The sequence below is a fragment of the Nanchangia anserum genome (assembly GCF_015240065.1).
GTDB classification, from domain to species: Bacteria; Actinomycetota; Actinomycetes; order Actinomycetales; family Actinomycetaceae; genus Nanchangia; species Nanchangia anserum.
Map to the genome: position 1 here is coordinate 1,716,925 of NZ_CP060506.1, position 24,624 is coordinate 1,741,548.

At 66.1% G+C, this 24,624-nt stretch carries 22 protein-coding genes, 2 tRNA genes, 1 pseudogene and 1 riboswitch; of the genes and pseudogenes, 19 read left to right on the forward strand and 6 right to left on the reverse strand.

Features of this window, described 5'->3' with window-relative positions:
• Nucleotides 1–6: 6 nt before the first annotated feature.
• Nucleotides 7–1,098, reverse strand: coding sequence for a tRNA lysidine(34) synthetase TilS (gene tilS, locus H8R18_RS08015; RefSeq protein WP_191071515.1), 1,092 nt, complete (start codon nucleotides 1,096–1,098; stop codon nucleotides 7–9).
• The gene (gene dacB, locus H8R18_RS08020; protein ID WP_191071516.1) at nucleotides 1,082–2,521 is read right to left on the reverse strand and encodes a D-alanyl-D-alanine carboxypeptidase/D-alanyl-D-alanine endopeptidase; all 1,440 of its coding nucleotides are present in this window, start codon (nucleotides 2,519–2,521) and stop codon (nucleotides 1,082–1,084) included. The genes tilS and dacB overlap by 17 nt, the downstream gene beginning before the upstream one ends.
• A 120-nt stretch (nucleotides 2,522–2,641) precedes the next feature.
• On the opposite strand from dacB, the gene H8R18_RS08025 reads away from it, so the two are divergent.
• The 5 genes from H8R18_RS08025 (at nucleotide 2,642) to H8R18_RS08045 (ending at nucleotide 7,633) form a co-directional block, all read left to right on the forward strand.
• Nucleotides 2,642–3,199 (forward strand): inorganic diphosphatase, encoded by a 558-nt coding sequence (locus H8R18_RS08025; RefSeq protein WP_420826895.1) that lies wholly within the window; start codon nucleotides 2,642–2,644, stop codon nucleotides 3,197–3,199.
• A 136-nt stretch (nucleotides 3,200–3,335) separates the two neighbouring features.
• On the forward strand, nucleotides 3,336–4,865 hold the full coding sequence (locus tag H8R18_RS08030; protein ID WP_191071517.1) for an MFS transporter: 1,530 nt from the start codon (nucleotides 3,336–3,338) through the stop codon (nucleotides 4,863–4,865).
• 86 nt (nucleotides 4,866–4,951) lie between these two features.
• Nucleotides 4,952–5,036: riboswitch (SAM riboswitch) on the forward strand.
• Nucleotides 5,037–5,042: 6 nt separating this feature from the next.
• Complete coding sequence (locus H8R18_RS08035; protein ID WP_420826896.1) at nucleotides 5,043–6,068, forward strand: methionine ABC transporter ATP-binding protein; 1,026 nt, start codon at nucleotides 5,043–5,045, stop codon at nucleotides 6,066–6,068.
• Complete coding sequence (locus H8R18_RS08040) at nucleotides 6,065–6,748, forward strand: methionine ABC transporter permease (RefSeq protein ID WP_191071518.1); 684 nt, start codon at nucleotides 6,065–6,067, stop codon at nucleotides 6,746–6,748. The genes H8R18_RS08035 and H8R18_RS08040 overlap by 4 nt, the downstream gene beginning before the upstream one ends.
• Before the next feature lie 36 nt (nucleotides 6,749–6,784).
• Nucleotides 6,785–7,633 (forward strand): MetQ/NlpA family ABC transporter substrate-binding protein, encoded by an 849-nt coding sequence (locus H8R18_RS08045; RefSeq protein ID WP_191071519.1) that lies wholly within the window; start codon nucleotides 6,785–6,787, stop codon nucleotides 7,631–7,633.
• 63 nt (nucleotides 7,634–7,696) lie between these two features.
• Here H8R18_RS08045 and H8R18_RS08050 read toward each other — a convergent pair whose 3' ends face one another.
• Nucleotides 7,697–8,191 carry a nucleoside deaminase gene (locus tag H8R18_RS08050; RefSeq protein WP_223875115.1) on the reverse strand — a complete coding sequence of 165 codons (495 nt, stop codon included), beginning with the start codon at nucleotides 8,189–8,191 and terminating at the stop codon, nucleotides 7,697–7,699.
• A 52-nt stretch (nucleotides 8,192–8,243) separates the two neighbouring features.
• On the opposite strand from H8R18_RS08050, the gene upp reads away from it, so the two are divergent.
• The 6 genes from upp to H8R18_RS08075 all read left to right on the forward strand — a co-directional run bounded on the left by upp (nucleotide 8,244) and on the right by H8R18_RS08075 (nucleotide 15,187).
• Nucleotides 8,244–8,885 (forward strand): uracil phosphoribosyltransferase, encoded by a 642-nt coding sequence (upp, locus tag H8R18_RS08055; protein ID WP_191071520.1) that lies wholly within the window; start codon nucleotides 8,244–8,246, stop codon nucleotides 8,883–8,885.
• A gap of 85 nt (nucleotides 8,886–8,970) precedes the next feature.
• Nucleotides 8,971–9,058: transfer RNA gene (locus H8R18_RS08060), tRNA-Ser, on the forward strand.
• A gap of 99 nt (nucleotides 9,059–9,157) precedes the next feature.
• Nucleotides 9,158–11,839: a type I restriction-modification system endonuclease gene (hsdR, locus tag H8R18_RS08065; RefSeq protein ID WP_227712798.1), complete on the forward strand. Its 2,682-nt coding sequence runs from the start codon at nucleotides 9,158–9,160 to the stop codon at nucleotides 11,837–11,839.
• 143 nt (nucleotides 11,840–11,982) lie between these two features.
• The gene (locus H8R18_RS09360) at nucleotides 11,983–12,426 is read left to right on the forward strand and encodes a type I restriction-modification enzyme R subunit C-terminal domain-containing protein (RefSeq protein ID WP_263406236.1); all 444 of its coding nucleotides are present in this window, start codon (nucleotides 11,983–11,985) and stop codon (nucleotides 12,424–12,426) included.
• The gene (locus H8R18_RS08070) at nucleotides 12,423–13,832 is read left to right on the forward strand and encodes a class I SAM-dependent DNA methyltransferase (RefSeq protein ID WP_191071521.1); all 1,410 of its coding nucleotides are present in this window, start codon (nucleotides 12,423–12,425) and stop codon (nucleotides 13,830–13,832) included. Before H8R18_RS09360 ends, H8R18_RS08070 begins: the two co-directional genes overlap by 4 nt.
• Complete coding sequence (locus tag H8R18_RS08075; protein ID WP_191071522.1) at nucleotides 13,829–15,187, forward strand: restriction endonuclease subunit S; 1,359 nt, start codon at nucleotides 13,829–13,831, stop codon at nucleotides 15,185–15,187. Before H8R18_RS08070 ends, H8R18_RS08075 begins: the two co-directional genes overlap by 4 nt.
• A gap of 12 nt (nucleotides 15,188–15,199) precedes the next feature.
• Here the strand turns inward: H8R18_RS08075 and H8R18_RS08080 are convergent, their stop codons facing one another.
• From H8R18_RS08080 to H8R18_RS08090, 3 genes are all read right to left on the reverse strand, one after another.
• Nucleotides 15,200–16,582, reverse strand: a complete 1,383-nt coding sequence (locus H8R18_RS08080; protein WP_194189244.1) for an ATP-binding cassette domain-containing protein — start codon at nucleotides 16,580–16,582, stop codon at nucleotides 15,200–15,202.
• A 537-nt stretch (nucleotides 16,583–17,119) separates the two neighbouring features.
• Nucleotides 17,120–17,195 (reverse strand) — tRNA-Thr (locus H8R18_RS08085).
• A 125-nt stretch (nucleotides 17,196–17,320) separates the two neighbouring features.
• Nucleotides 17,321–17,638, reverse strand: a complete 318-nt coding sequence (locus H8R18_RS08090) for a histone-like nucleoid-structuring protein Lsr2 (protein WP_191071524.1) — start codon at nucleotides 17,636–17,638, stop codon at nucleotides 17,321–17,323.
• A gap of 300 nt (nucleotides 17,639–17,938) precedes the next feature.
• Here H8R18_RS08090 and H8R18_RS08095 point away from each other — a divergent pair.
• The 8 genes and pseudogenes from H8R18_RS08095 (at nucleotide 17,939) to tgt (ending at nucleotide 24,589) form a co-directional block, all read left to right on the forward strand.
• Nucleotides 17,939–18,675: pseudogene (locus tag H8R18_RS08095) on the forward strand (phosphoglyceromutase).
• A 125-nt stretch (nucleotides 18,676–18,800) separates the two neighbouring features.
• On the forward strand, nucleotides 18,801–19,313 hold the full coding sequence (locus tag H8R18_RS08100; protein ID WP_191071526.1) for a CarD family transcriptional regulator: 513 nt from the start codon (nucleotides 18,801–18,803) through the stop codon (nucleotides 19,311–19,313).
• Nucleotides 19,314–19,319: 6 nt separating this feature from the next.
• Nucleotides 19,320–20,072 (forward strand): 2-C-methyl-D-erythritol 4-phosphate cytidylyltransferase, encoded by a 753-nt coding sequence (gene ispD, locus H8R18_RS08105; RefSeq protein ID WP_227712799.1) that lies wholly within the window; start codon nucleotides 19,320–19,322, stop codon nucleotides 20,070–20,072.
• A gap of 23 nt (nucleotides 20,073–20,095) precedes the next feature.
• Nucleotides 20,096–21,481, forward strand: a complete 1,386-nt coding sequence (locus H8R18_RS08110; RefSeq protein WP_191071527.1) for an MFS transporter — start codon at nucleotides 20,096–20,098, stop codon at nucleotides 21,479–21,481.
• A 9-nt stretch (nucleotides 21,482–21,490) separates the two neighbouring features.
• Entirely contained in the window at nucleotides 21,491–22,012 is a 522-nt protein-coding gene (gene ispF, locus H8R18_RS08115; protein WP_191071528.1) for a 2-C-methyl-D-erythritol 2,4-cyclodiphosphate synthase, read from the forward strand.
• A 42-nt stretch (nucleotides 22,013–22,054) separates the two neighbouring features.
• The gene (locus H8R18_RS08120; protein ID WP_191071529.1) at nucleotides 22,055–22,648 is read left to right on the forward strand and encodes an LOG family protein; all 594 of its coding nucleotides are present in this window, start codon (nucleotides 22,055–22,057) and stop codon (nucleotides 22,646–22,648) included.
• Entirely contained in the window at nucleotides 22,641–23,339 is a 699-nt protein-coding gene (locus tag H8R18_RS08125; protein ID WP_191071530.1) for a queuosine precursor transporter, read from the forward strand. Before H8R18_RS08120 ends, H8R18_RS08125 begins: the two co-directional genes overlap by 8 nt.
• Nucleotides 23,336–24,589: a tRNA guanosine(34) transglycosylase Tgt gene (tgt, locus tag H8R18_RS08130; RefSeq protein WP_227712800.1), complete on the forward strand. Its 1,254-nt coding sequence runs from the start codon at nucleotides 23,336–23,338 to the stop codon at nucleotides 24,587–24,589. The genes H8R18_RS08125 and tgt overlap by 4 nt, the downstream gene beginning before the upstream one ends.
• The last annotated feature ends 35 nt before the right edge of the window (nucleotides 24,590–24,624 follow it).

Genomic DNA, 24,624 nt, shown 5'->3' on the forward strand with positions numbered 1-24,624 from the left:
CCCCCATCATACGGAGTGGACGCTCTGGCTGCGCCACCAGACGAGGACGCTACTGCCCGAAACGCGCCGGACAAGCACACCTCCCGGCAGGTCGATCGGCCCCTGCCCTCGCCAGCAGGTCACCAACCCGTCGAGCGCCGCGATGTGGACGACGCCGAGGTCACCGGGGCGCGCACCGGCGCGAATGCTCAGCTGGCGCAGCACCCGGGCACGCACCGCCTCCGGGGCCTCGACCAGCCGCGAACACCGCGCCCGCGCCTCCTCGCCGTCCTCGGCGGGGACGACAACCTCGGCCAGCCACTCGGCAGCTGCCGCGTCCAGGGCGTCGGCGTCGCGACGGGCAAGTGCGGCGGTGCGCGCGAGCGCCGGCACGGGATCGACGCCGAGCGCACGCCGAAGAGCCGGCAGCGCCTCAGCCCTCACAGCAGCCCGGCGCAGCGGCGAGCCGTCGGCGGCACGCCACGGCCCATCGGGGCGATTTGTCGGATCCTCGGCCCACGTCACACCGACCTGGCGCAGGGCCTCGCGCAACGTGGCTCTGCGCAGCCCGAGCAGGGGCCGATGCACGCGCTGCCCGGGCGACTCCAGGCCACTGCCCATCCCCGCGAGCGCGCGGGTTCCCGAACCGCGCGCCAGGGCGAGGAGCACGGTTTCGGCCTGGTCGTCGGCGGTGTGACCGGTGAGGATCGCGGCGGCGCCCAGCTCATCGGCGTGCCGGTTGAGCGCGTCCCAGCGGGCGTCGCGGGCGGCGGCCTCGGGTCCGCCGGGCCCGGTGACGCTGACGCGCTCGATCCTCGCCTCATCCGCGCCGAGGTCGCGCAGCGCGGCGGCGGTGCGGCGGGCTTCCTCACCCGATTCCGGGCGCAGCCCGTGGTCGATCGTCACGGTGACGACACGGTGGCCCAGGCGCGGGGCACCGTCAATGGCGGCGAGGGCGAGCGCCATCGAGTCAGCACCGCCGGAGACGGCGAGCACGAGGGTGACCGGATCGGCGAAGGCGGCCTCGAGGTGGTGGCGCAGGGCGAGCGAGACGTCGCGCAGCGCACCCGTGGGAGTGGCCCCGACGAGGTCGCTGGCGCGCCTAGAGTGCGGCGACACCACTCACCATGCGGTCGAGTTCGTCGAGAACGTGACCGCCCTGGCCGTCGGCGTAGTCGGCGATGACGACGGAGTAGATGAGAACCTCCCCCGACGCCGTGGGCACGAATCCCGTCAGCGAGCGGGCGTTGCCCAGCGATCCGGTCTTGGCGCGCACGATGCCCGCGGCGTCCGTGTTCATCCAGCGGTCGTGCAGGGTGCCGTCAAGGGCGGCGACGGGCAGGGCGGATCCCAGCGAGCGGGCGCGCGGCTGCTTGGCGTCGCGGGCGACGGCGAGCGAGTGGGCGAGGACGGAGGCCGAGATCTTGCCGTTTTCGCTCAAGCCCGAGCAGTCGTGGGCCTGATACCCCTCAGTGTCGACGCCAATTCCCGCCAGGGTCTCGCGCACGGTGGCGACGCCGCCGTCGTAGGTGGGTTCGTGGTGCGTGGCCAGGGCGCTCGCGCGGCACAGCCCCTCGGCGAGGACGTTGTCGGAATCCTTGAGGGTCTCGCGCACGATCTCGGCCAGAGGCGCAGACGTGACGCTGGCCAGAGTCGTCGCGCCTTCCGGGGTGGCGGCGCGGCTCACGCCGGTGACGGTGATGCCGTTGGCGGTAAGCGCCTCGACGAATCGCTGGGTGGCGGCCATCGCCGGGTCGTCAACGTAGCCATACGTGAGGTCGGGGTTGGCCAGCCCCGTGTTGATCGCCAGGGGCGCGATCTTGCCGGCAAATGCCGTCGTCTGCGCGCTCACCCAATCGGGATGCGGGTCCTGCGCTCCCCACAGAGTGTCGTCGAGGGCGACGGAAACCGTCGTGATCTTGCGGTCTTTGAGCTTTTGCGCGCTCTGGCGCGCCAGCGTCGCGAGGCCGGCGTGCCCGCGCACGAGCGCCGGGTCCGACTCGCCGGCACCCAGCAACTGGTCGCCGCCCCCACGCAGGGTCACGGTGGATCCGCTCAGCAGCGCCGTCGTCGAAAACGTGTGGTCGGGACCCAACACGGTGAGCGCCGCCAGGGCCGTGGGCACCTTCGTCGAGGACGCAGGCGTGTAGGCCGTCGTCGGTTCGTGGGAAGCCACCGTCGTCCCGGTCTCGGCCGAGATGATGTCGACGGAGATATGGGTGGCGATCGGCGGGGGCTGCTCGCCCTCGGCCGGCTGCTGCCCCTCTGGCGTCGGAACGGGCTTGGCCAGTTCGGCGACCATGTGGTCGACCTGGGCCTGCACGGCCGCCGGGTCGACGTGCCCGGGGGTGCGCGTGGCCGGCAGTTTCGCCGCCTGTTCGCTCGTCGTCGCCGGGCGGACGAGCCGGTCGACGTCGCTGAGGCCCGGCTGCATCGTGAGGACGCCGGGGACGATGTCAAACGCGTCGAGGGTGAGGTAGCCCGCGCCCAGCGACGCGCACACGAGCGTCGACATGATCGGCCAGAAAATACGCGACCGCACGGGGCGGCTCCTCCTTGTTGTGGACTCGACCGCGCCACGCAACGTGTCGGGGTCTGTAACACTAGGAGTCTAACCATCTACGCTGGGTTCACTACTTCATCGAGCCAAAAGGGGGAAACCGTGGAGTTCGACGTCACGATCGAGATTCCCAAAGGCAATCGCAATAAGTACGAGATTGACCACCGCACGGGCCGCATTCGGCTCGACCGGATGCTGTTCACCTCGACTCGCTACCCCGACGATTACGGGTTTATCAACGGCACGCTGGGCGAGGACGGCGACCCCCTGGACGCGCTGGTGCTGCTGGAGGAATCGACGTTCCCCGGTTGCGTCATCCGCTGCCGCGCCCTCGGCATGTTCCGCATGCGCGACGAGCACGGCGGTGACGATAAGGTCATCTGCGTCCCCGCGGCCGATCAGCGCGCGTCGTGGCGCACCGACATCGAAGACGTCTCGGAGTTCCACCGCCTTGAGGTCCAGCACTTCTTCGAGGTGTACAAGGACCTCGAGCCCGGCAAGTCCGTTGAGGGCGCCCACTGGGTGGGCCGCGAGGGCGCCGAGGAGGAGATCCAGCGTTCGGCCCAGCGCCTGAGCGAGTGGGAAGAGGCCCACAACGAGCGCTACTTCGGCGACGTCAGCCACATCTTTGGCCAGCTGGCGGCACCGCTGGAGGACTGACAGCCCCCCCCTTTTTTTGTCGCGGTGAGGGCGCGGACAGACGGTTCGCGCCCTCACCGTTTTTCCGCACAGACAGGCGATTTAGTCCCATGTCACACCAACTGGACAATCGTTAGCCGCGGCGTAGCCTAGAACAATGCCCGATTCTTTCGCTCCCGTCAGTGTGCCCGGAATCGATGGCGAGTATTCCCGCAAGAAGATCATGCTCGCCCTCATGCTGCCGCTGGCCATGTCGCTCATTGCCGTCTCGATGATTAACGTCGCCCTGCCCTCAATCGAGCACGGCCTGGGCGCATCCTCGTCGGATCTGCAATGGGTGCTGTCGGGCTACGCGCTCGTCTTCGGCATGATGCTCGTGCCCGCCGGGCGCCTGGGCGACATCATGGGGCGCTCGATGTTCCTCGTCGCCGGGGTCGTCCTGTTTAACCTGGCATCCCTGGCGTGCGGCACGGCGACGACGCCGCTGGCCCTCAACGCGTTCCGGCTGCTGCAAGGCATCGGCGCGGGCATGATCGGCCCGCAGTCGGCCGGCATCATTCAGCAGTATTTCCGCGGCGCCGAACGCGCCAAGGCCTTCGCCATCTTCGGCATGACGGTGTCGGTGGCCGTCGCCATCGGCCCGCTGCTGTGCGGCGGGATCATCAGCATCGTCGGCCCCGACGCCGGCTGGCGCACGGCGTTCCTCGCCAACGTGCCGATTGGGATCCTCGCGATCATCGCCGCGATCTTCTGGCTGCCGTGGGGACGCGAGCGCCAATTCGTCGCGATCCTCACCCGCCACCGCATCAACACCGGCCAGCTGCCCAAGACCCAGCGCAAGCCGGATGTTCCCACCGTGCCGGGTACGCCCGCCAGCCTGCACGTCGACCTCGACCCCATCGGCATGTTGCTGCTGGTCGCCTCGGTCGTGTGCATCATGGTGCCCTTCATCAACGCGACCCACCCGATCATGTTCCTGCTCCTCATCCTCGCCGCCGTCCTCCTCGTCGCGTGGGTGCGCTGGGAGCGCGGCTACAAGGCACGCGGGCACGAACCGATGGTCGACATGAGCCTGTTCAGCCACTCGACCTACATCAACGGCACCAGCGTGTCGGGCAGCTACTTCCTGGGCGGAACGTCGATCTTCGTCCTCGTCGCCCTCTACGTCCAAGACGGCATGGGCGCGACTCCCCTGCAATCGGGACTGCTGACCCTGCCCAACGCCCTCATCTCGGGCGTCTCGGCGATGGTGGTTGGCCGCTATGCCTTCCGCTACGCCCGCACAATCCTGTTCGGATGCCACGTGTCGATCCTCACCGGCATCGCCGGGTTGGCCATCACCGCGTGGCTGGCCGAGGTCGCCGACCTGTCGTTTTGGTGGATGATCCTGCCGACCATGCTCATCGGGATCGGCCAGGGCGGGCTGGGTTCGTGCAACCAGACCGCGACCCTCATGGACGTACCTCCCGAGATGGGCGGGACCGCCGGCGGCGTCAAGCAGACGGCCGAACGCGTGGGCACAGCGGTTGGTAACGCCATCATCACGGCGATCTTCTATTTCGCCCTCGCCCACTCCGACTGGTCCTTCGCCTTCATCTGGGGACTCGCCGGCATCGCGTGCTTCATCATCGTCTCGGCAAGCCTCAACCTCTACGACCGCCACGTCAACGGCCCCGGAGTCGGCTAGCCCCACACGCAGTGGCGCAGCTCACGCGTCCACCTGGTGGCCTCCCCTCGCACACCCACGCGATGCCCTGGTTACACTGAGGCACACATCCATCAAGAGCAACCGAGAGACCTGGCTCGTCGACGTTGCAGCAACCCGGAACGCGGGTGCTAACGCCAGGACCGATGGGAGGTAACCGTGGCATCACCTATACCCGGTGTCAAACCACTCATTTCCCTGCGCGACGTCTACAAGATCTATCCGCGCTCCTCAGCCGAGAGCGTTCACGCGCTCAACGGCATCTCGCTGGACGTGCCCGCGGGCGCCATCCACGGGATCGTCGGCCAATCCGGCGCCGGCAAGTCGACACTGATCCGCTGCCTGACCGCGCTGGAAAAGCCCACGTCGGGCCAGATCCTCGTCGACGGGCAGGACCTCGCGCAGCTCCCCGAATCGCAGCTGCGCAAGGCGCGGCGCCAGATCGGGATGGTGTTCCAGTCGGCGAACTTGCTGGATTCGCGCACGGCCGCCGGCAACATCGCCTACCCGCTCTACCTGGCAGGCGTGGCGCGCGGCGAGCGTCACGAGCGGGTCGAGGAAATGCTCGAACTCGTCGGCCTGGCCGATCGCGGCTCGTCGTACCCCTCGCAACTGTCGGGCGGACAGCGCCAGCGCGTCGGGATTGCCCGCGCGCTCGCGGATAACCCGAAGGTGCTCCTGTGCGACGAGCCCACGTCGGCACTCGATGCGGCCTCGACCGCGCAGGTGCTCCACCTGATCCGCGACGTGCGCGACCGCCTGGGGGTGACCGTCGTCATCATCACCCACGAGATGGCGGTCGTTCGCGAGATCTGCGACTCCGTGACACTGCTCGAGGGCGGCGCGATCACCCAGACGGGGACGCTGGAGGAGATCCTGCGCCAGCCGTCTTCGCGCCTGGCCCGCGACCTCATTCCGCCGCCGGCGGTGGACGAGGCGAGCGCCCTCAGCTTCTCGAACACCGCCCTCGTCGACATCGCGTTCACGTCCCAGCCGGGCGAGCCGACGGGGTCGCGCGTCATGGGTCTGGCCGCCTCGCTCGGGGCCGACGTCGTGGCCGGGGTCTTCGAGACGGTGGGCACCACCCAGGTGGCCCGCCTCGCCCTGGCCGTACCCGGCGATCGCCTCGACGACGCCCTGGCCACGTTGCAGGCGCAAGGAATTGATACGGAGGTGCGCGCATGATCGCGGCACACGACGCGATGTGGCTCGACAACACGTCGCTGACGCACAATTTTTGGCCGGCCACGTTCGAGACGCTCGCCATGTCCGTATCCTCGACGTTCCTCGCCGTCGTCTTCGGCACGATCGTCGGCCTTCTCCTGGTCGGGACCGCCCCGCGCGGGCTGTTCCCCCAGCGCGTCGTCAATCAGGTGCTGGGCACGCTGGTCAACATCGGCCGCTCGATTCCCTTCGTCATCCTCATGATCGCCCTCGTGCCGCTGACCCGGTTCATCGCGGGCACGTCCATCGGCTGGCAGGCGACGGTCATTCCCCTGACCGTGGCGGCGACCCCGTTTTTCGCCCGCCTCGTCGAGACGAACATCCTCTCGGTCGATGCCGGCAAGGTGGAGGCCGCAAAGATGATGGGGGCCACGCGCAACCAGATCATGTTCGGCGTCCTCGTCCGCGAGGCCTTGCCGGCCCTCATCCAGTCCGTCGCGGTCCTCATGATCTCGGTCATCGGCTACTCGGCGATGGCCGGCGTGCTTGGCGCCGGCGGCCTGGGTGCCCTGGCCATGAACTTCGGTTATCAACAATTCATGCCCGACGTCATGATCGTCACGATCATCGGGATCATCATCATCGTCGAAATCGTCCAGATCATTGGCGACACCGTCAGCCGCCTGGTCGATCATCGCTAACCCTCCCAACCCGTTCCCTGTGAAGTGAGGTTCACCATGTCCATCCGTAACCGTCTATTCGCCGCCGCCGCGGTCGTCTCCGTGTCCGCACTGGCCCTGGCCGGCTGCTCCTCCGATTCGGCCGATTCGTCGTCGCAGGGCGCCTCCGGCGACACCGTCACCCTGAAGGTGGGCGCGTCGCCGACCCCGCACGGCAAGATCCTTACCTACGTCAAGGACAACCTGGCCAAGAAGGAAGGCCTGAATCTCGAGATCGTCGAGTTCCAGGACTACGTCCAGCCCAACGCGTCGCTGAAGTCCGGCGACATCGACGCGAACTTCTTCCAGACCGTTCCCTACCTCGAGGAACAGTCGAAGAAGCAGGGATTCGACTTCGACCACGGCGAGGGCATTCACCTGGAGCCGCTGGGCATCTACTCGTCGAAGCTCACCGACATCAAGGACGTCAAGGACGCAGCCACCGTCGGCATCATCAACGACCCGACGAACCAGGCGCGCGCCCTCAACCTGCTCTCGCACGTGGGCCTGTTGAAGCTGCCCGAGAACGCCGACCTCAACGTCGCCGAGGTGGCCGCCTCGCGCGAGTACAACCCGAAGAACCTCGTGTTCTTGCAGGTGGAAGGCCCGCAGCTGATTCGTTCGCTCGATGACGTCGACATCGCCGTCATCAACGGCAACTTCGCCCAGTCGGGCGGCAAGTCGCCGAAGGACGCGATCGCCCTGGAATCGACGGAAAACAACCCGTCGGTCAACGTCCTCGTGTGGAACGCGAAGTCGGACAAGCTCGAGGCCATCAAGAAGCTCGATGCACTGTTGCACTCCGATGAGGTGCGCGCCTACATCGAGAAGACGTGGCCCGACAAGTCGGTGCTGCCCGCCTTCTAGGCTCGCGCGCACGCGCTGATTCCCTTTCGCCCGCTATCGCCAGCGGCTGACCGGAGATCCCGGTTACCCGCGGCGGTGGCGGGCGAAAAAGTCGGTCAACAGCCGGGCCGCCGCGTCCTCGCGAACTCCCCCGAAGACCTCGACGGTGTGATTGAGCCGGGGGTCGCGCACGACGTCGCGCGTCGACCCGCACGCGCCAGCCTTGGGATCCCAGGCCCCGAACACGATGCGCGGGATCCGGGCGGCGAGGATCGTCCCGGCGCACATGAGGCAGGGCTCTAAGGTGACAATGAGGGTCGTGTCGTGGAGCCGCCACCGCCCGAGCGCGCGGGCGGCCTGGCGGATGGCGAGGACCTCGGCGTGCGCCGTCGGATCGGGGCACGCGGCGTCCTCGCGCCGATTGACCCCGATCCCCAGCGGGGTGATCCGCGCCGGGTCACCCGCCAGGTCGGCATTGGCGACGACCAGGGCGCCGACGGGCACGTCGTCCGTTTGCGCCGCCGTCCGGGCACACTCCAGCGCCCGGTCCATGAGGGGCAGCCACGCGTCGGGGGTCATGGGGTCTACCGTATCGGGCCGACCCGCATCAGTGAGGCGCTAAGTTTGGGGTATGCGTTTTACTGTCATCGACCACCCGCTGGTGGAGCACAAACTCACGGTCCTGCGTGACCGCAATACGCCCTCGCAAACGTTCCGGCTGCTCGTTGACGAACTGGTGACGCTGCTGGCCTACGAGGCCACCCGCCACATTCGCGTCGAGAAGCAGGCGATCAACACCCCGGTCTCGCCGACCATCGGCAAGAAGCTGACGGCGCCGCGCCCCATCGTCATCCCGATTCTGCGCGCCGGGCTGGGCATGCTCGAGGGCATGACGCGGCTACTGCCCACCGCCGAGGTCGGCTTCTTGGGCATGAAGCGTGACGACGAGACCCTGGCCATCGAGACGTACGCGAACCGCCTGCCCGACGACCTCACCGACCGCCAGGTGTTCCTCGTCGACCCGATGCTGGCCACCGGCTCCACGCTCGTCGCCGCCATCGACTACGTCCTCGAGCGCGGGGCCCGCGACGTCACGTGCGTGTGCCTGGTGACGGCCCCCGAGGGCCTGGCCACCGTCAAGGAAAAGGTCGGCGAACGCGCCGACGTCCAGATCGTCACGGCCGCCCTGGACGAGGGCCTGAACGAGCACGCCTACATCGTCCCCGGGCTGGGCGACGCCGGCGACCGCCTGTACGGCATCGTTGACGCGTGAGGCTGTGGGGCGTCTTACATGGACGCGGTTTGCGTCCGCGACAGGGGCGCCACTACAGTAACTAGACGTACTGCTAGGGCAGTCGGGTAGCGTGTCCGAGCGGCCGAAGGTGCAGCACTCGAAATGCTGTGTGGGGCAACCCACCCTGGGTTCGAATCCCAGCGCTACCGCCACACCCCGAACTTCGGTTCGGGGTTTTTGGTATCGTCGGTAGGCTATTGACGCAGTCGTCACGACCGACGTGCGTACCGACAGACGGGGAGGTGTTCCGAGTGGGCAATTTCGACTTCCTCGCGAAGGATTTTCCGTCGCTGGAAAACCTCGCCACCCTGGCCGAGTCCTATCTCTATAGCGACCCGAATTCCGCGATCATCAAGCTCGGCATGCTGTGCGAAAACCTCGTCGAGCTCATCTACCGCTTCGACCGCATCTCGCGGCCACAAGATCATCGCGCCGTCGGCCGGATCAACACGCTGGCGCAACAGGGCGTGCTGCCGCGCGAAATCGTCAACATCCTCCACCTCATTCGCCAGGCGCGCAACAACGCCGCACATAACGGGGCGGGAACGACCGACGATGCGAAACACTACGTATCGCTGGTGCATTCGTTGACGTGGTGGTTCGAGGCCACCTACGCCGACCAAGACGTGCGGGTGCCCTCATACGTCGTTCCCACCGAGGACGAGATCGCGGCTCGCCTCGCCGCCGCGCTAGGGCGCGACAATCGCTCGCTCGTCGCGGCAGACGAAAAGAAGGCGGAGGCCGCGCCGGAAGTATCGCGGGCCGAGCGCGCGCGCCGCGCCACGGCGGCGGTCAACCAGCGGCCCAAGACCGAGGCCGAAACCCGCCTGCTCATCGACGACCAGCTACGTCAGGTCGGCTGGGAGGCCGATACGGCGCGCATCCGCTACAGCGCGGGCGCGCGGCCGGCTCAGGGGCGCAATCAGGCGATCGCGGAATGGCCGACGGATTCCGCGACGGGTAATCGTGGCCGCGCCGACTACGCGCTGTTTATCGGGCTGAAGCTGGTGGGGATCATCGAGGCGAAAGCCGAGCATCGGGCGATCCCGTCCGTCCTCGACTACCAGGCGGCCGACTACGGCAAGAACATCGCCGCCGAACACGAGGCCCACGTCATCGGCCACTGGGGCGACTTCGCGGTTCCCTTCCTGTTCGCCACCAACGGCCGGCCCTACATCAAGCAGTACCAAACGCAGTCGGGCGTGTGGTTCCGCGACGTGCGCGACCCGATGAACACGCCGCGGGCGCTCTCCGGCTGGCCGAGCCCAGACGGGCTGGCGGCGATGCTCGACGCCGACGAGGACGCGGCGCAGCGCGCGCTCACCGACCTCGACGACGACCTGCTGACGTCCAGCAACGGCTTGAACCTGCGCGACTACCAGGTCGCGGCCGTTCACGCCGTCGAGGACGCCGTTGTCGCCGGCGAGACGCGCGCCCTCGTAGCGATGGCCACGGGCACCGGCAAGACGCGCACCGTGTTGGGGATGATGTACCGATTCCTCAAAACCAACCGTTTCCGCCGGATCCTGTTCCTCGTCGACCGCACCGCGCTGGGCACGCAGGCCCTCGACGCGTTCCGCGACGTGCGCCTGGAGGACCTGTTGACGCTGCCCGAGATCTACTCGATCTCGGGGCTGGACGTGGCCGATATTGACCCCGAGACCCGCGTGCACGTCTCGACGGTGCAGGGGATGGTCAAGCGCCTGTTTTATCCCGACGCCGGCGACGGCGACCAGGTGAGCAAGCCGGCGGTCACCGATTACGACCTCGTCATTGTCGACGAGGCTCACCGCGGCTACCTGCTGGATCGGGAGATGAGCGACACCGAATCGCTCTATCGGGATCAACGCGACTATCAATCGGCCTACCGCGCCGTCATCGAGTACTTCGATGCCACAACGATCGCCCTCACGGCGACGCCGGCCCTGCATACGACCGAGATCTTCGGGCAGCCCGTCTTCACCTACACCTATCGCGAGGCCGTCATCGACGGGTACCTCGTCGACCACGACGCACCGCACCGATTGTCCACCAAGCTGTCGACCGAGGGCATCCATTTTGCCGAGGGCGACGTCGTGCCCATCTACGACACGGCGACGGACGAGATCATCAACAGTTCGGAACTCGCCGACGACGTGACGTTCGAGGTGGAGGACTTCAATCGCTCGGTCATCACCGAGTCCTTCAACCGCACGGTGCTGGAAGAGATCTCGCGCGACCTCGACCCGAGCATGCCCGAGAAGCTGGGAAAGACCCTGATTTATGCTGTCGACGACGCCCACGCGGACCTCATCGTCGCCATCCTGAAGGACATCTACGCCAGCCAGGGCATCGAACCCGAGGCGATCGCAAAGATCACGGGATCGATCGCGGGCGGCAACAAGAAGACTATCGACGAGGCCATCAAGCGGTTCAAGAACGAGCGCTACCCGTCGGTGGCCGTCACCGTCGATCTGTTGACGACGGGCATCGACGTCCCCGCCATCACGTCGCTGGTGTTCATGCGGCGCGTGAAGTCGCGCATCCTGTTCGAGCAGATGCTCGGTCGCGCCACTCGCCTGTGCCCCGACATCGAGAAAGACCATTTCGAGGTCTACGACCCCGTCGGCGTCTACGACGCCATGCAGCAGGTGTCAACGATGAAGCCCGTGGCGGTGGATCCGAAGACGCGTTTCGCCGACCTCATCGAAGGCATCGACGTGGCCGGTGACGACGAGGCCCGCCTTGCCCCGATCATCGACAGGGTCATCGCGAAGTTGCAGCGTCGCCGCGTGACCCTCACGCCTGCCGCCGCCGAACATGCTCGCGACCTGGCTGACGGGTGCACGATCGCCGACGTCATTACGACGCTTAAGGCTACCCCCCCCGCGAGGCCGCGGCGTGGGTACGCGCACACGCGGAGCTGTTCGACTATCTCGATAGCACGCCGGTAGGCGAACCGCGTCGCCTCGTCATTTCGGATGCCGAGGACGAGCTCGTCTCTCATACGCGCGATTTTGGGAATGCCCAGCGCCCCGAGGACTACCTCGAAGAATTCGGCAGGTTCATTAAGAACAATGCGAATCGGATCGCGGCCCTGACTATCGTGTGCACGCGCCCCTCGGATCTGACGCGGGAGGGGCTGAAAGCCCTGCGGCGCGAGCTTGATCGTGAGGGATTCACCGAACAGAAACTCTCGTCCGCGCTGTCACAGCAGTCGAATACCGAGATCACGGCGGACATCATTTCGCTGATTCGCCACTACGCGATCGGCTCGCCCCTGCTCAGTCACCACGAGCGGGTTGCCCGTGCCATCGAGAAGCTCAAGCAGCGCCACAATTTCTCGCAGGTACAGCGGGGGTGGATCGATCGCTTCGAAGACTACTTGGAGAATGAGCTACTCATCTCGACCGAGATGCTTTCTTCAGACGTGCGTTTTAACAAATCTCAACTCGACTACGCCAACAAGAATTTCGACGGCAACCTCGCCGGAATCATCGCCGAGCTCAATGACTACATGTACGAGGAGAGGACCGCGTGAACAATCGCGAGATCGTCGCCAAGCTGTGGAATCTGTCCAACGTGCTGCGCGATGACGGGATCACCTACCACCAGTACGTCACCGAGCTGACGTACATCCTGTTTTTGAAGATGGCGAAGGAGACGGCTGCGGAAAGCGCGATTCCCGCCGGCTATCGCTGGGACGACCTGCGCACGAAATCCGGCATTGAGCTCAAGCGGTTTTATCGCGACCTGTTGCAGTTCCTCGGCGAGGAGACAACCGGGCGCGTGCAGGAGATCTACGCGGGCGCATCGACGAACATCGACGAGCCGAAGAACCTCCAGAAGATCATCGCCTCGATCGACGCCCTCGACTGGTATTCGGCCCGCGAGGAGGGCCTGGGCAACCTCTACGAGGGCCTGCTCGAAAAGAACGCGAACGAAAAGAAATCCGGCGCGGGGCAGTACTTCACGCCGCGGGTCCTCATCGACGTCATGGTGCGCCTGGTCGATCCCCAACCCGGGGAGCTGTGCAACGACCCGGCCTGCGGAACGTTCGGCTTCATGATTGCCGCGAGCGAGCACGTTCGCCGCGCCACCGACGACCTGTTCGACCTCAACAGCGACCAGGCGGCGTTCCAGGTGAGGCGGGCCTTCACCGGGGTCGAGCTGGTGCACGACACGCACCGGCTCGCGCTTATGAACGCCATGTTGCACGGCATCGAGTCACCGATTTTCCTGGGCGACACGCTGTCACCCCTGGGCAAGAGCCTCACCGGGTACGACGTCGTGCTGACGAATCCGCCGTTCGGCACGAAGCGCGGCGGCGAGCGGGCGACGCGCGACGATTTCACGTTCCCGACGTCGAATAAGCAGCTGAATTTCCTGCAACACATCTACCGCAGCCTCAAGCCTGGCGGGCGGGCGGCTGTCGTCCTGCCGGATAACGTCCTGTTCGCCGACGGGGACGGGCGGCGGATTCGCACCGACCTCATGGACAAGTGCAACCTGCACACGATCCTGCGCCTACCGACGGGCATCTTCTATGCCCAGGGCGTGAAGACGAACGTGCTGTTCTTCGAGCGCGGGCCGAGCGATCGGGGCAACACCGAGGGCGTATGGTTCTACGACCTGCGCACCGACATGCCGTCGTTCGGCAAGCGCACGCCGCTGACGGTCGAGCATTTCGCCGGCTTCGAGGCCGCCTACACGGCAGAGGATCGTGGGGCTGTCGAGGATGAGCGGTGGAGCTACCTCAGCCGAGACGACATCGCAGCCACCGACGACAGCCTCGACCTCGGGCTCGTCCAGACTCAGACCGAACAGGTCGACTGGTCCACCTACGACCCCGCCGAGCAGGTTCGCGAGGCGGCGGGCCTCCTCGAAGATGCGCTCGGTCTGCTGCGGGGCCTCGAGGCCGAGCTATCGACAGACGGGACCAAATGATGCCGCGCAAGAAGTCACTGCCGCTCATTAAGGATTTCGACAACATCCCCGATGAGGCGCTGGTCCCCGCGGCCGAACAGCCCTACCCGATCCCGGCGCACTGGCGCTGGGTACGGTTTGCCAATCTGAATACCTTCACTTCGGCATCAATTTCACCTCTCAACTTTCCAGACACGAGTTTCACTCTTTACAGCGTTCCCTCTTTCGCGGTGAGAGAACCAGAGATCACGCGCGGGAAAGAAATCGGCTCATCAAAGCAGCGAGTACGTCCCGGCGATGTGCTTTTGTGCAAGATCAACCCTCGGATTAACAGGGTCTGGGTGGTGACCAGTCCACACAATGCCACGATCGCGTCATCTGAGTGGATCGTTTTCCGGCCAAGCTACGGAGCCTCAACATACTACGAGCTCTACTTTTCGAGTCCTATTTTCAGGCAGCTGCTATGCTCAGAAACTTCGGGAGTCGGCGGCTCACTCACGCGCGCCCGCCCGAAGAACGTCGCAAAATACCCGATTCCGCTACCGCCGCTCGATGAGCAAGAGCGGATCGTCGCACAGGTGACAGAGCGCCTCGAGCAGATCGACGAAGCCGTCGCCCGCCTAGAAAAGTTTCTCAGAGACTCCGAGACCCGCCGTCACCACATCATCGATTACGCGATGCGGGGGCATCTCACCAAGGAGTGGCGCGCAACCCGCACCAAACGGACAGACGCGCGGCGCAGCGACGACCAGCCAGCCGCCATCCCCGCAGACGAGCAGCCCTACCCAATCCCGGAGACCTGGACCTGGGTACGGCTAGGCGCCTCCACAACTTTTACCGGCGGAGGAACACCATCAAAATCTGTCCCCGATTATTGGAACGGGACTATCCCCTGGGCAAGCGTCAAGGACCTTACAGATACGTCTATTTCTGAAACGAAAGACCATATTTCCAACCAGGGACTTCAGAACAGTAGCGCAAACATCTGCACCCCGGGTGACTTGCTGTTAGCCACGCGAATCGACCCTGGAAGAGCCAGCGTAGCTCGGACGGCAATCGCAATCAACCAGGATCTCAAGATCATCAGATCGCTCCATTTTACGACCGAGTTTCTGTTGCACTTTTTCAATGGCCATAGGGATGCCATCCGCGCCGCATCATCTGGAACAACAGTTAAAGGCATCTCCGTATCGCGCTTATCTTCGCTGCCAGTTCCACTGCCCCCTCTCAACGAGCAGAAGAAAATCGTCGAGAAGATCACTTCCTATACAGAGACCGCTCGTGACAGCGAGGTGAAAGCATCCGCCGCGATCGAGCAGCTGCGTACCGCTCGGGAACAACTGATCTCCTCGGCGCTCGCCGGACAGCTCACCTGACGCCGCAGGGTCCTATGCCTTCTCTAGCTGGCTACTAAACATGCGGTGGAACTCGGTTCCTTCCGTCATCAACTCGGCATACGAACCCGTTTCGCACACCGCACCGTCCTTGAGCACGACGATGTTCTCGGCGGCCCGAAGCGTCGACACCCGGTGCGACGTCAGAATAATGACCCGCTTTTCGGCTTCCGCGGCAAGGCGGTCGAAGATTCGTTCTTCCGTCGGAGCGTCCACGGCGCTCGTCGGCTCGTCCAGGAACCACACGGGCGCGTCGGTGAGGACGGCGCGGGCGATGGCGAGGCGTTGCCACTGTCCCCCGGACAGTTCCGCGCCGCCCCACTGTCCTCCGAGCGCCGAGTCGACGCCGTCCGGCAGCGCGTCCACGAACTCCTCCGCTTCGGAAAAACGCAACGCGGCACGAATAGCGTCGTCGGTGACCCGCGCAGCCGGAACCCCAAGGGAGATGAACTCGCGTACGGTCAGCTCGTAGCGGCCGTAATCCTGCTGAACGGTAGCGAACTCGAACCAGTCCCCTGCCTCGGCGATATCGAGAGTCCTCCCGTCGACGCAGACCTCACCAGACCCCTCACGCTGGACACCTTCGAGCGCCCGAATAAGGGAGGTCTTTCCCGACCCGTTCTCGCCCACCACGGCGCACAGCGAACCTCGCTGAGCCTCGAAAGACGCCGCCTTAACGGCCCTCACGTCACCGTAGCTGACATCCACATCGCGCACCGCCAACCGTTCCATTGCGACCTGCTGAAACCGCCTACCGTCGGTCTGTTGCAGTTTCAGCAGTGATCGGAAATGGCTATTCGCCGGCATGGAGATCGCCAGCTCGCCGACCTGGTACCCCACACCCGCCATCGCCGAGATCCCTGTCATGAGGCCGACGATTCCGGCAAACACCGCACCGACGCTGTGCTCCGCTTCGCGGTAGAGGAATACCAGGGCAATGATGAAGAGGATCGTGGTCGCTGCACCGGCAACGGAGTCGGTCATGACGGACTTTCCCTCGAGCTTCTCGCGAATCCGGCGGAACTCCCGCCGCGATCGGATGGCGCCCTTAGCCAGCGTCGACGTCGCATTCATGAGCGACAACTCGGCACCCGTTTGCCGATACGAAAACTGATCTTGAAGGTACATGGCTCGCCGATTCGACTCGGCCGCCAGGGGCCAGTATTTGGCCTCCTGGCGCCCATACCATGCGTAGGCCAACGCAGTGGGCACCGGAGCAATCAGGCTGACGAGGGCGGCCTTCGCGCTCAAGTCGTATAAGGCAAAGCCCAAACTCGTCGCCGTCACAATCGCGCTCAGAACATTAATCGACGCCTGAAACTGGGACGACGGGTGCCCTTCGGACAAACACTCGCGAGCCTTCCGTACGATGCTCATGCACGACTGTGACTCGTACGAACTCGGCGGGATCCGCGTCATCGCGACGTCGAATTGATCTAACGCGTGCGTATTGATCCGCAACGCGTGAATTCGGGACGCAGCATACGCCACCTGTTGGAGTGCGCCGCCAGCCCCAAACAAGATCCCCGCCACGATGAGCAGCCAGAGAATAGACGTCGAACTCACGAGCGCGCGCGACAGGAAACGCACCACCAACACATTCACCGCGGGAACAAAAGCGACAATGAGCAGGAGCAGCGTCGATATGCACCCCCACAGCTTCGACGCCCCGAAACCATACCGCAGCGCCCACAACCAGCCAGGATAGGACTCATACGTTTTCATGACATGCCTCCATCGCCCTGAGACGTCGATGTATCAGGAGCTTCTCAACCGTCTAAGCGGCCGCGGATCGGCCCCGCGGACCCGTTCTTGGTTTCGCACCACCGCTAATCGGCTGCCCTGGCCAACAAAAAACACCCACTTTGGTCGCTGTCCGATCTGACCGGAGGTCGCACCAAAATGGGTGTCACGTGGAGCCGCCTGTGGGAATCGAACCCACGACCTATTCATTACGAGTGAATCGCTCTGCCGACTGAGCTAAGGCGGCGTGCCGAGGCACGACTGCCATCATGCCCGAGACCGCACAACACTGGCAAGCGTGGCCCCTGTGACTTACATCGCGGCGTCGGTGCGCAAAGACCCCGCACCGACGCCGCGATGTTTTTGCGCGGTTTACGCGTGGGCCTCGTAGTAGGCGTCGCGAACCTTGGTGGGGATGCGACCGCGGGCGGGAACGTCAATGTTGCGCTCGCGAGCCCACTCGCGAATCTTCGCCGACTCGGACTTTCCGCGCGGCGTCCCGATGGTGCGACGGCCACCGATGCGCGTCGCCGCATCGGCCCACTTGCGCAGTTCCGAACGCAGCTTCTCGGCGTTCTTGGTGGTCAGATCGATTTCGTAGCTGACGCCATCGAGTCCGAACTTGACGGTCGTGTCGGCCGGCTCGCCGGTAATGTCGTCAATCAAGATTGTCGTTGTCTGCTTCGCCATGGAAACCCCCATGTTTGCCAAAAGATTGAAGTGGATGCTTACGCCACAGCGTACATGCCGAGCATATACCGCCACCCGTCCACCTATCCAGGAAATTGACAAAGAAATACGCGAGGGAAGTCCGGCGGCCTCCGCGCTTTAGGGGCGCCGCTGTTACGCATTAGCGATTCGCGTCCACCTCACGCCCTCGCTATTAGCGCGGTACGCCCGTGCATCGCCGCACGCGCCAGGTGACGACTTCCACGCACACCAGGGGCTAACGCCCTACCACGCCCGCGGCGAAGGTGAGAGACTGGAGCCATGACATACACACTGATTCTGCTCCGTCACGGGCAAAGCGAATGGAATGCCAAGAACCTCTTCACCGGTTGGGTCGACGTGCCCCTGTCCGAACAGGGTCGCGCCGAGGCCGTTCACGGTGGCGAGCTGATGAAGAAGGAAGGCATCCTGCCTGACGTCCTCTACACGTCGATGCTGCGCCGCGCCATCATGACGGCGAACCTCGCGCTCGATGCCGCCGACGGCACTGGATTCCCGTTCACCGCGACTGGCGCCTCAACGAGCGCCACTACGGCGCCCTGCAAGGCAAGAACAAGAAGGAAATCCGCGACGAGTACGGCGAGGACCAGTTCATGGAGTGGCGCCGCTCCTACGACACGCCGCCGCCGGCCATCGAGGCGGGCAGCGAGTTCAGCCAGGACTCCGATCCGCGCTACGCCGGAGAGCCGATTCCGGCCACCGAGTGCCTGAAGGACGTCCTCGAGCGCCTGCTGCCCTACTGGGAGGACACGCTGGTTCCCGAGCTGAAGTCGGGCAAGAAGGTCCTCATCGCCGCGCACGGCAACTCGCTGCGCGCTCTCGTCAAGCACCTCGACGAGATCTCGGACGACGACATCGCCGGCGTCAACATCCCCACGGGTGTGCCGCTGGTCTACGAGCTCGACGAGGAGACCCTCAAGCCCATCAAGAAGGGCGGGACGTACCTGGACCCCGACGCCGAGGCCAAGATCGCCGCGGTCGCCAACCAGGGCAAGTAACCCCAAGCATTCGGCGCGACGCCCACCGCTCGGCGGGCGTCGCGCCGACGTCTACCCAGACTGGAAAAACACCGAGATTTAGGCTAAAATAGGCCGAAAAGACAGATAGGTGAAGGGCAATTCACATGACGTTCGACGTGGGTCAGACCGTTGTTTATCCGCATCACGGGGCCGCGGTGATCGAGAAAATTTCGACCCGCATGCTCAAGGGCGAAGAAAAGAAATACCTCACCCTGCGAATTACCAACGGCGACCTCACGATCCAGGTTCCCGCCGACAACGTCGAGATGGTGGGCGTGCGCGACGTCGTCGACGAAGAGGGCCTGCAAAAGGTCCTTGACGTCCTGCAAACCGCCTACGTCGAAGAGCCGACCAACTGGTCGCGCCGCTACAAGGCCAACCAGGAAAAGATCGCCACCGGCGACATCCTCAAGGTCTCCGAGGTCGTGCGCGACCTGTCGCACCGCGACACCGATCGCGGCCTGTCCGCCGGCGAAAAGCGGATGCTGTCGAAGGCCCGCCAGATCCTCGTTTCCGAACTGGCGCTGGCCAAGGACGAGGACGAGGACGCCGCCTCCGACCGCCTCGACGCGATCCTCGCCGAAGCCCACCAGGTGGGCGACGACGACCAGGAGTAGACCGCTGTGACTCGTCCCGTGTTCGTCGTCCTCACGGCCGCGGGCATGGGGACACGGCTGGGATCGCGCGACCCCAAGGCCCTCGTCCCCGTCGCTGGACGGACCATCCTCGCGCACTCCCTCGACCTGGTCGCGGGGCTGCCCGACGTGGCGGGCGTGGCGGTGACGGCACCCGCCGACCACCTCGACCGTTTCCGCGACATCGTCGAGGCCGCCGAGCTGTCGTGCCCGTCGCGTGTCACCCCCGGCGGCGATACCCGCCAGCAATCCGTCCGCGCGGGATTGGAGGCCCTAGCCGATCTCTCGGGCACGCGCTCGCGCGATGCCGACGCCATCGTCCTCATCCACGACGCGGCCCGCTGCCTGACGCCGATCGACCAGGCTCTCCGCGTCATCGACGCCGTCGCCGCCGGATGCGATGCCGTCACCCCGGCGCTGCCCGTCGTCGACACGATCACCCAGGCCGGCCCCGCGCGCACGCTGCACGGCGAAGGCGGACCCGTCGAGGTCGAAGAGGCCGGCGCCACGCTCGACCGCTCGCGCCTGCGCGCCGTCCAGACCCCGCAGGGCTTCCCCGGACACCTCATCTGGGCCGCCCACACGGCACCGGAGACCGACGCCGCCGCCACCGACGACATCCAGATGGTCGTCGCCGCCGGTGGCACCGCGGCCCTCGTCGCCGGCGACCCGCTCGCCTTCAAAATCACCGTCCCCCTTGACCTCGACCGGGCGCACACCATCCTCACCGCCCGCGCGTAACCCCATCTGCGAGGAGAACCCCTATGACCGCCCCCTCCCCGGCGACACCCACCCCTCCCACCCCACGCATCCTGTCCGTACCCGTGCTCTCGTGGGGCTTGTGGGACTGGGGATCGGCCGCCTTCAACTCCGTCGCGACGACGTTCGTCTTCAGCGTGTACCTGACCACCCCCGGACTGTTCGCCGACGGCGACGGCGGCACCGGTGCCCTGTCGATGGGGCTGCTCATCGCCGGCATCGTCGTCGCCATCGCGGCCCCCATCACCGGCCAGCAGGGCGACCGCCGCGGCCGCTCCCACCTGCTGCTCGCCTTCTTCACCGCGCTCGTCGTCATCTCGATGCTCGCGATGTTCTTCGTCTACCCCACCTCGCCGCTCGGCTCGGTCGGGGCGCTGTGGCTCGGCGTCGCACTGCTGGGATTCGGCAACATCTTCTTTGAATTCGCCTCGGTCAACTACAACGCCATGCTGCCGCGCATCTCGACGCGTCAAACGATGGGGCGCGTGTCGGGGCTGGGCTGGGGACTCGGCTACATCGGCGGCATCATCCTGCTCGCCCTCATGTACGTCGGTTTCATCGCCCCCGAAGTCGGCTGGTTCGGCATCACCGCCGTCGACTACCTGAACATTCGCGTCGTCATGGTGATCTCGGCGGTGTGGTTCGCCGTCTTCGCGATCCCCGTCCTCGCCTTCTTCCCGCATCGCCCCGCCGACCCGGCGGCCCTGGCGGCACCGCGCGAGACTCTGCCGGCCGCCTATCGTCGCCTGTGGAGCACCGTGCGCTCGCTCGCCCGCGTCTCGCCGCCGACCCTGAAATTCATGGTCGCATCCGCGATCTTCCGCGACGGCCTGGCCGGCGTGTTCACCTACGGCGCCATCATCGCCGCCGGCACGTTCCACATGAGCCAGGGCGACATCCTCATTTTCGGAATCGTCGCCAACGTCGTCGCCGGGCTGTTCACCATCGGTTGCGGGCCGCTGGACGACTGGCTCGGCCCCAAGCGCGTCATCGTCTCCTCGCTCATCCTCATGGTGGGCTGCGGCATCGCCATCTTCGTCCTCCACGACGCCGGCACGTGGGTGTTCTGGGTGTTCGGCCTGGTGCTGTCGTCCTTCGTCGGCCCCGTGCAGGCCGCCTCGCGCTCGCTGCTGGGCCGCCTGGTTCCCGAGGGCCACGAGGGCGAGGTCTTCGGCCTGTACGCGACGACCGGGCGCGCCGTGTCGTTCCTGTCCCCGGCCTTCTTCGCCTCGGCCATGTGGTTCGGCGGCCTCGTCATCAACAAGGGCGAATCCTCGCAATACTTCGGCATCCTCGGTATCGTTATCATCCTTCTGGCCGGCGCCGCCCTGACCGCGCCCCTGTCGGTGGGGCGCCGCGGCGACCGCCACGTCGTCATGGACATTTCCTAGGAGGGACCCATGAGCCTGCCGCGCCACAACACCCCACACACGCCCGCGACCGCGTGGCCGCGCACGGGATGCGCCATCGATGCCCATAGGTTCGCGCCCGAGGGTTCCTCGACGCCGTGCCAGGTGGCCTGCCTGACGTGGCCGGGCGAGCGCGGACTCGAGGGGCACTCCGACGGCGACGTCGCCGCCCACGCCCTGTGCGACGCCCTGCTCGGGGCCGCCGGCCTGGGCGACCTGGGGTCAAACTTCGGCGTCGACCGGCCCGAGTGGTCCGGCGCCAGCGGCGAGGCTTTCCTCACCGAGGTGCGCCGCATGCTCACCGAGGCGGGATTCGCCATCGGGAACGCGACCGTCCAGGTCATCGGCAACCGCCCGCGCATGGGCGCGCGATTCGGCGAGGCCGAGGCCAAGCTGACCGGGATCCTCGGCGCGCCCGTCAGCGTGAGCGCAACGACGACCGACCACATGGGATTCACCGGGCGCGGCGAGGGCGTCGCCGCCATCGCGTCGGCCCTCATCTACCCGGCGTAGACCGCACGCGGTGGGCCGGCGCGGCGCCGCTACACTGGCCCCATGCGTATTGCCCTCTTCACCGGCGCCCTTGACGGCGCAGACCCGCGCCTGGGGGAGGCCGTCGACACCCTCGCGAGCGAGCTGGCCTCGCGCAACATCGGGATCGTCTACGGCGGCGGCTACGCCGGCCTCATGGGGCGGGCGGCCGATGCCGCGCTGGCCCGCGGCGGTGAGGTCATCGGCGTCATCCCGCGCGCCCTCCTTGACGTCGAGATGGGACACACGGGGCTGACTCGCCTCGACGTCGTCGAGACCATGCACGAACGCAAAGCCGCCATGACCGCCCTGGCCGACGCGTTCATCGCCATGCCCGGCGGCTCGGGAACGCTCGACGAGATCTTCGAGGCGTGGACGTGGCAGCAACTGGCCTACCACCGCTGCCCCGTCGCCTTCTACAATCCCCACGGCTACTGGGATCCGCTCATCGAGGCGCTGCACTCGATGGCCGCGGCCGGGTTCATCCGCCAGCGCGACATCGATTCGCTCATCGTCGAATCCGACCCCGAGGCGCTGCTACGCGCCATCGAGGCCTGGCGTCCCGTCAAGGATCACTGCGAAGAATGGGCCGATATTGCTAAGGAGCGTCGTGACTGACAAGGCCGGAATTCACCCGAAGTACTTCGAATACTGCTACGTCGCCTTCGTCGCGTTCCTGCTGCTGTCGAATATCGCGGCGACGAAACTCATCGAGGTGCCGACCCCGTGGACGAACCTCGTCTTTGACGGCGGCGCGATCCTGTTTCCGCTGACCTACATCCTCGGCGACGTCCTCACCGAGGTCTACGGGCTGGCGCGCGCCCGCAAGACGATCATCACGGGCTTCGCCCTGTCGATCCTCGCCTCGCTGACGTTCTGGCTCGTCCAGCTGGCCCCACCGGCAGCGGACTGGCACAACCAGGAGGCCTTCGAGGCCGTCCTCGGCTTCGTTCCGCGCATCGTCGCCGCCTCGCTAGGTGGCTTCGTCGTCGGGCAGCTGCTCAACTCGGTGGTGCTGGCCCGCATGAAGCAGCGCTGGGGAGAAAAGAACATGTGGACCCGCCTCATCGGGTCGACCCTGGTGGGCGAGGGCGCCGACTCCCTCGTCTTCTGCACGATCGCCTATTACGGGATCATCACCGGGGGAACGTTCCTCAACTACCTCATCGTCGGGTGGGCCTACAAGGTCGCCGTCGAGGTCGTCCTGTTGCCCCTCACCTATGCCGTCATCGGCGCGATCAAGCGGGCCGAACCCGCCTACTCGCCCCAGGCGTGGGCGCAGCGCGAAGCCGTGAGGGCCGCCCGGTGAGCATCTTCCGCCGCCAGCACCACCTCAAGGCCGGGTTCGGCCTGGGCCGCACGGGCGAAATCACGACGCCCCACGGGGTGATCGCGACTCCGGCATTCATCCCCGTGGGCACCAAGGCGACCCTGAAGTCGCTGCTGCCCGAATCGCTCGCCCAGGCCGGGGCACAGGCGGTGCTGGCCAACGCCTACCACCTGTTCTTGCAACCCGGCCACGACATCGTCGACGAGGCCGGCGGACTCGGGGCGTTCATGAACTGGCCGGGACCCACCTTCACCGATTCCGGCGGTTTCCAGGTCATGAGCCTGGGATCGGGATTCAAAAAAGTCCTGTCCGAGGAGTTCGCCGGCACGGGCCGCCCCGACCCGGCCGAGGCCGCGCAGCGCTCGCGCCCCAGCGACGCCCACGCGAACGTCGACGACGACGGCGTCGATTTCCGCTCCCACATCACCGGCGACGTCCACCGTTTCACGCCCGAGGTCTCGATGGAGGTCCAGCACGGAATCGGTGCCGACATCATCTTCGCCTTTGACGAGCTGACGACGCTGCTCGACCCGCGCGAGTACCAGGAGGAGGCGCTAGAACGGACGCGGCGGTGGGCGTGGCGATCCCTCGTCGCCCACAAGCACCTCAACGCCGAGCGGCGCCACCGCAGCGAACAGCTGCTCTTCGGCGTCATCCAGGGGGCCGGCTACGAGGACCTGCGCCGCAAGGCCTGCCGCGACCTGCGCGCCATGCACGTCGACTCGCCCGACCCGCGCGGGACCGGCGGCTTCGACGGGTACGGCATCGGCGGGGCGCTGGAAAAGGAAAACCTCGGGCGCATCGTGGCGTGGTGCTGCGAGGAGCTGCCCGAGGACGCGCCGCGCCACCTGCTGGGAATCTCGGAGCCCGACGACTTCTTTGCCGCGATCGAGGCGGGGGCCGACACGTTCGACTGTGTCAGCCCCTCGCGCGTGGCCCGCAACGGGGCCTTTTACACCCCGACGGGGCGCAACCGGATCACCAAGCCCGTGTTCAAGCGGCAGTTCTCGCCGATGGTCGAGGGCTGCGCGTGCTACACGTGCACCCACTACACGGCCGCCTACGTCCATCACCTGTTTAAGGCCCACGAGATGCTGGCGGCGACGCTGACGACCATTCACAACGAGCATTTCATCATCGCCATGGTCGACGGGATCCGCCGCTCCATCACCGAGGGCACGTACGAGGACTACAAGGCCGAGACCCTCGGCCGCTTCTACGGCTCCTAGACCCCGGGCCGACGCGGGGCGCGAGTGGGCAGGGC

What these genes read in the sequence shown, in the direction of transcription:
- H8R18_RS08080 (WP_194189244.1), bottom strand. Translation starts at nt 16,582, where the DNA reads ATGAGCATCGTACGGAAGGCTCGCGAGTGTTTGTCCGAAGGGCACCCG.
- H8R18_RS08100 (WP_191071526.1), top strand. Translation starts at nt 18,801, where the DNA reads ATGACGTTCGACGTGGGTCAGACCGTTGTTTATCCGCATCACGGGGCC.
- ispF (WP_191071528.1), top strand. Translation starts at nt 21,491, where the DNA reads ATGAGCCTGCCGCGCCACAACACCCCACACACGCCCGCGACCGCGTGG.
- H8R18_RS08030 (WP_191071517.1), top strand. Translation starts at nt 3,336, where the DNA reads ATGCCCGATTCTTTCGCTCCCGTCAGTGTGCCCGGAATCGATGGCGAG.
- upp (WP_191071520.1), top strand. Translation starts at nt 8,244, where the DNA reads ATGCGTTTTACTGTCATCGACCACCCGCTGGTGGAGCACAAACTCACG.
- H8R18_RS08040 (WP_191071518.1), top strand. Translation starts at nt 6,065, where the DNA reads ATGATCGCGGCACACGACGCGATGTGGCTCGACAACACGTCGCTGACG.
- H8R18_RS08110 (WP_191071527.1), top strand. Translation starts at nt 20,096, where the DNA reads ATGACCGCCCCCTCCCCGGCGACACCCACCCCTCCCACCCCACGCATC.
- H8R18_RS08090 (WP_191071524.1), bottom strand. Translation starts at nt 17,638, where the DNA reads ATGGCGAAGCAGACAACGACAATCTTGATTGACGACATTACCGGCGAG.
- H8R18_RS08120 (WP_191071529.1), top strand. Translation starts at nt 22,055, where the DNA reads ATGCGTATTGCCCTCTTCACCGGCGCCCTTGACGGCGCAGACCCGCGC.
- H8R18_RS08050 (WP_223875115.1), bottom strand. Translation starts at nt 8,191, where the DNA reads ATGACCCCCGACGCGTGGCTGCCCCTCATGGACCGGGCGCTGGAGTGT.
- H8R18_RS08075 (WP_191071522.1), top strand. Translation starts at nt 13,829, where the DNA reads ATGATGCCGCGCAAGAAGTCACTGCCGCTCATTAAGGATTTCGACAAC.
- H8R18_RS08045 (WP_191071519.1), top strand. Translation starts at nt 6,785, where the DNA reads ATGTCCATCCGTAACCGTCTATTCGCCGCCGCCGCGGTCGTCTCCGTG.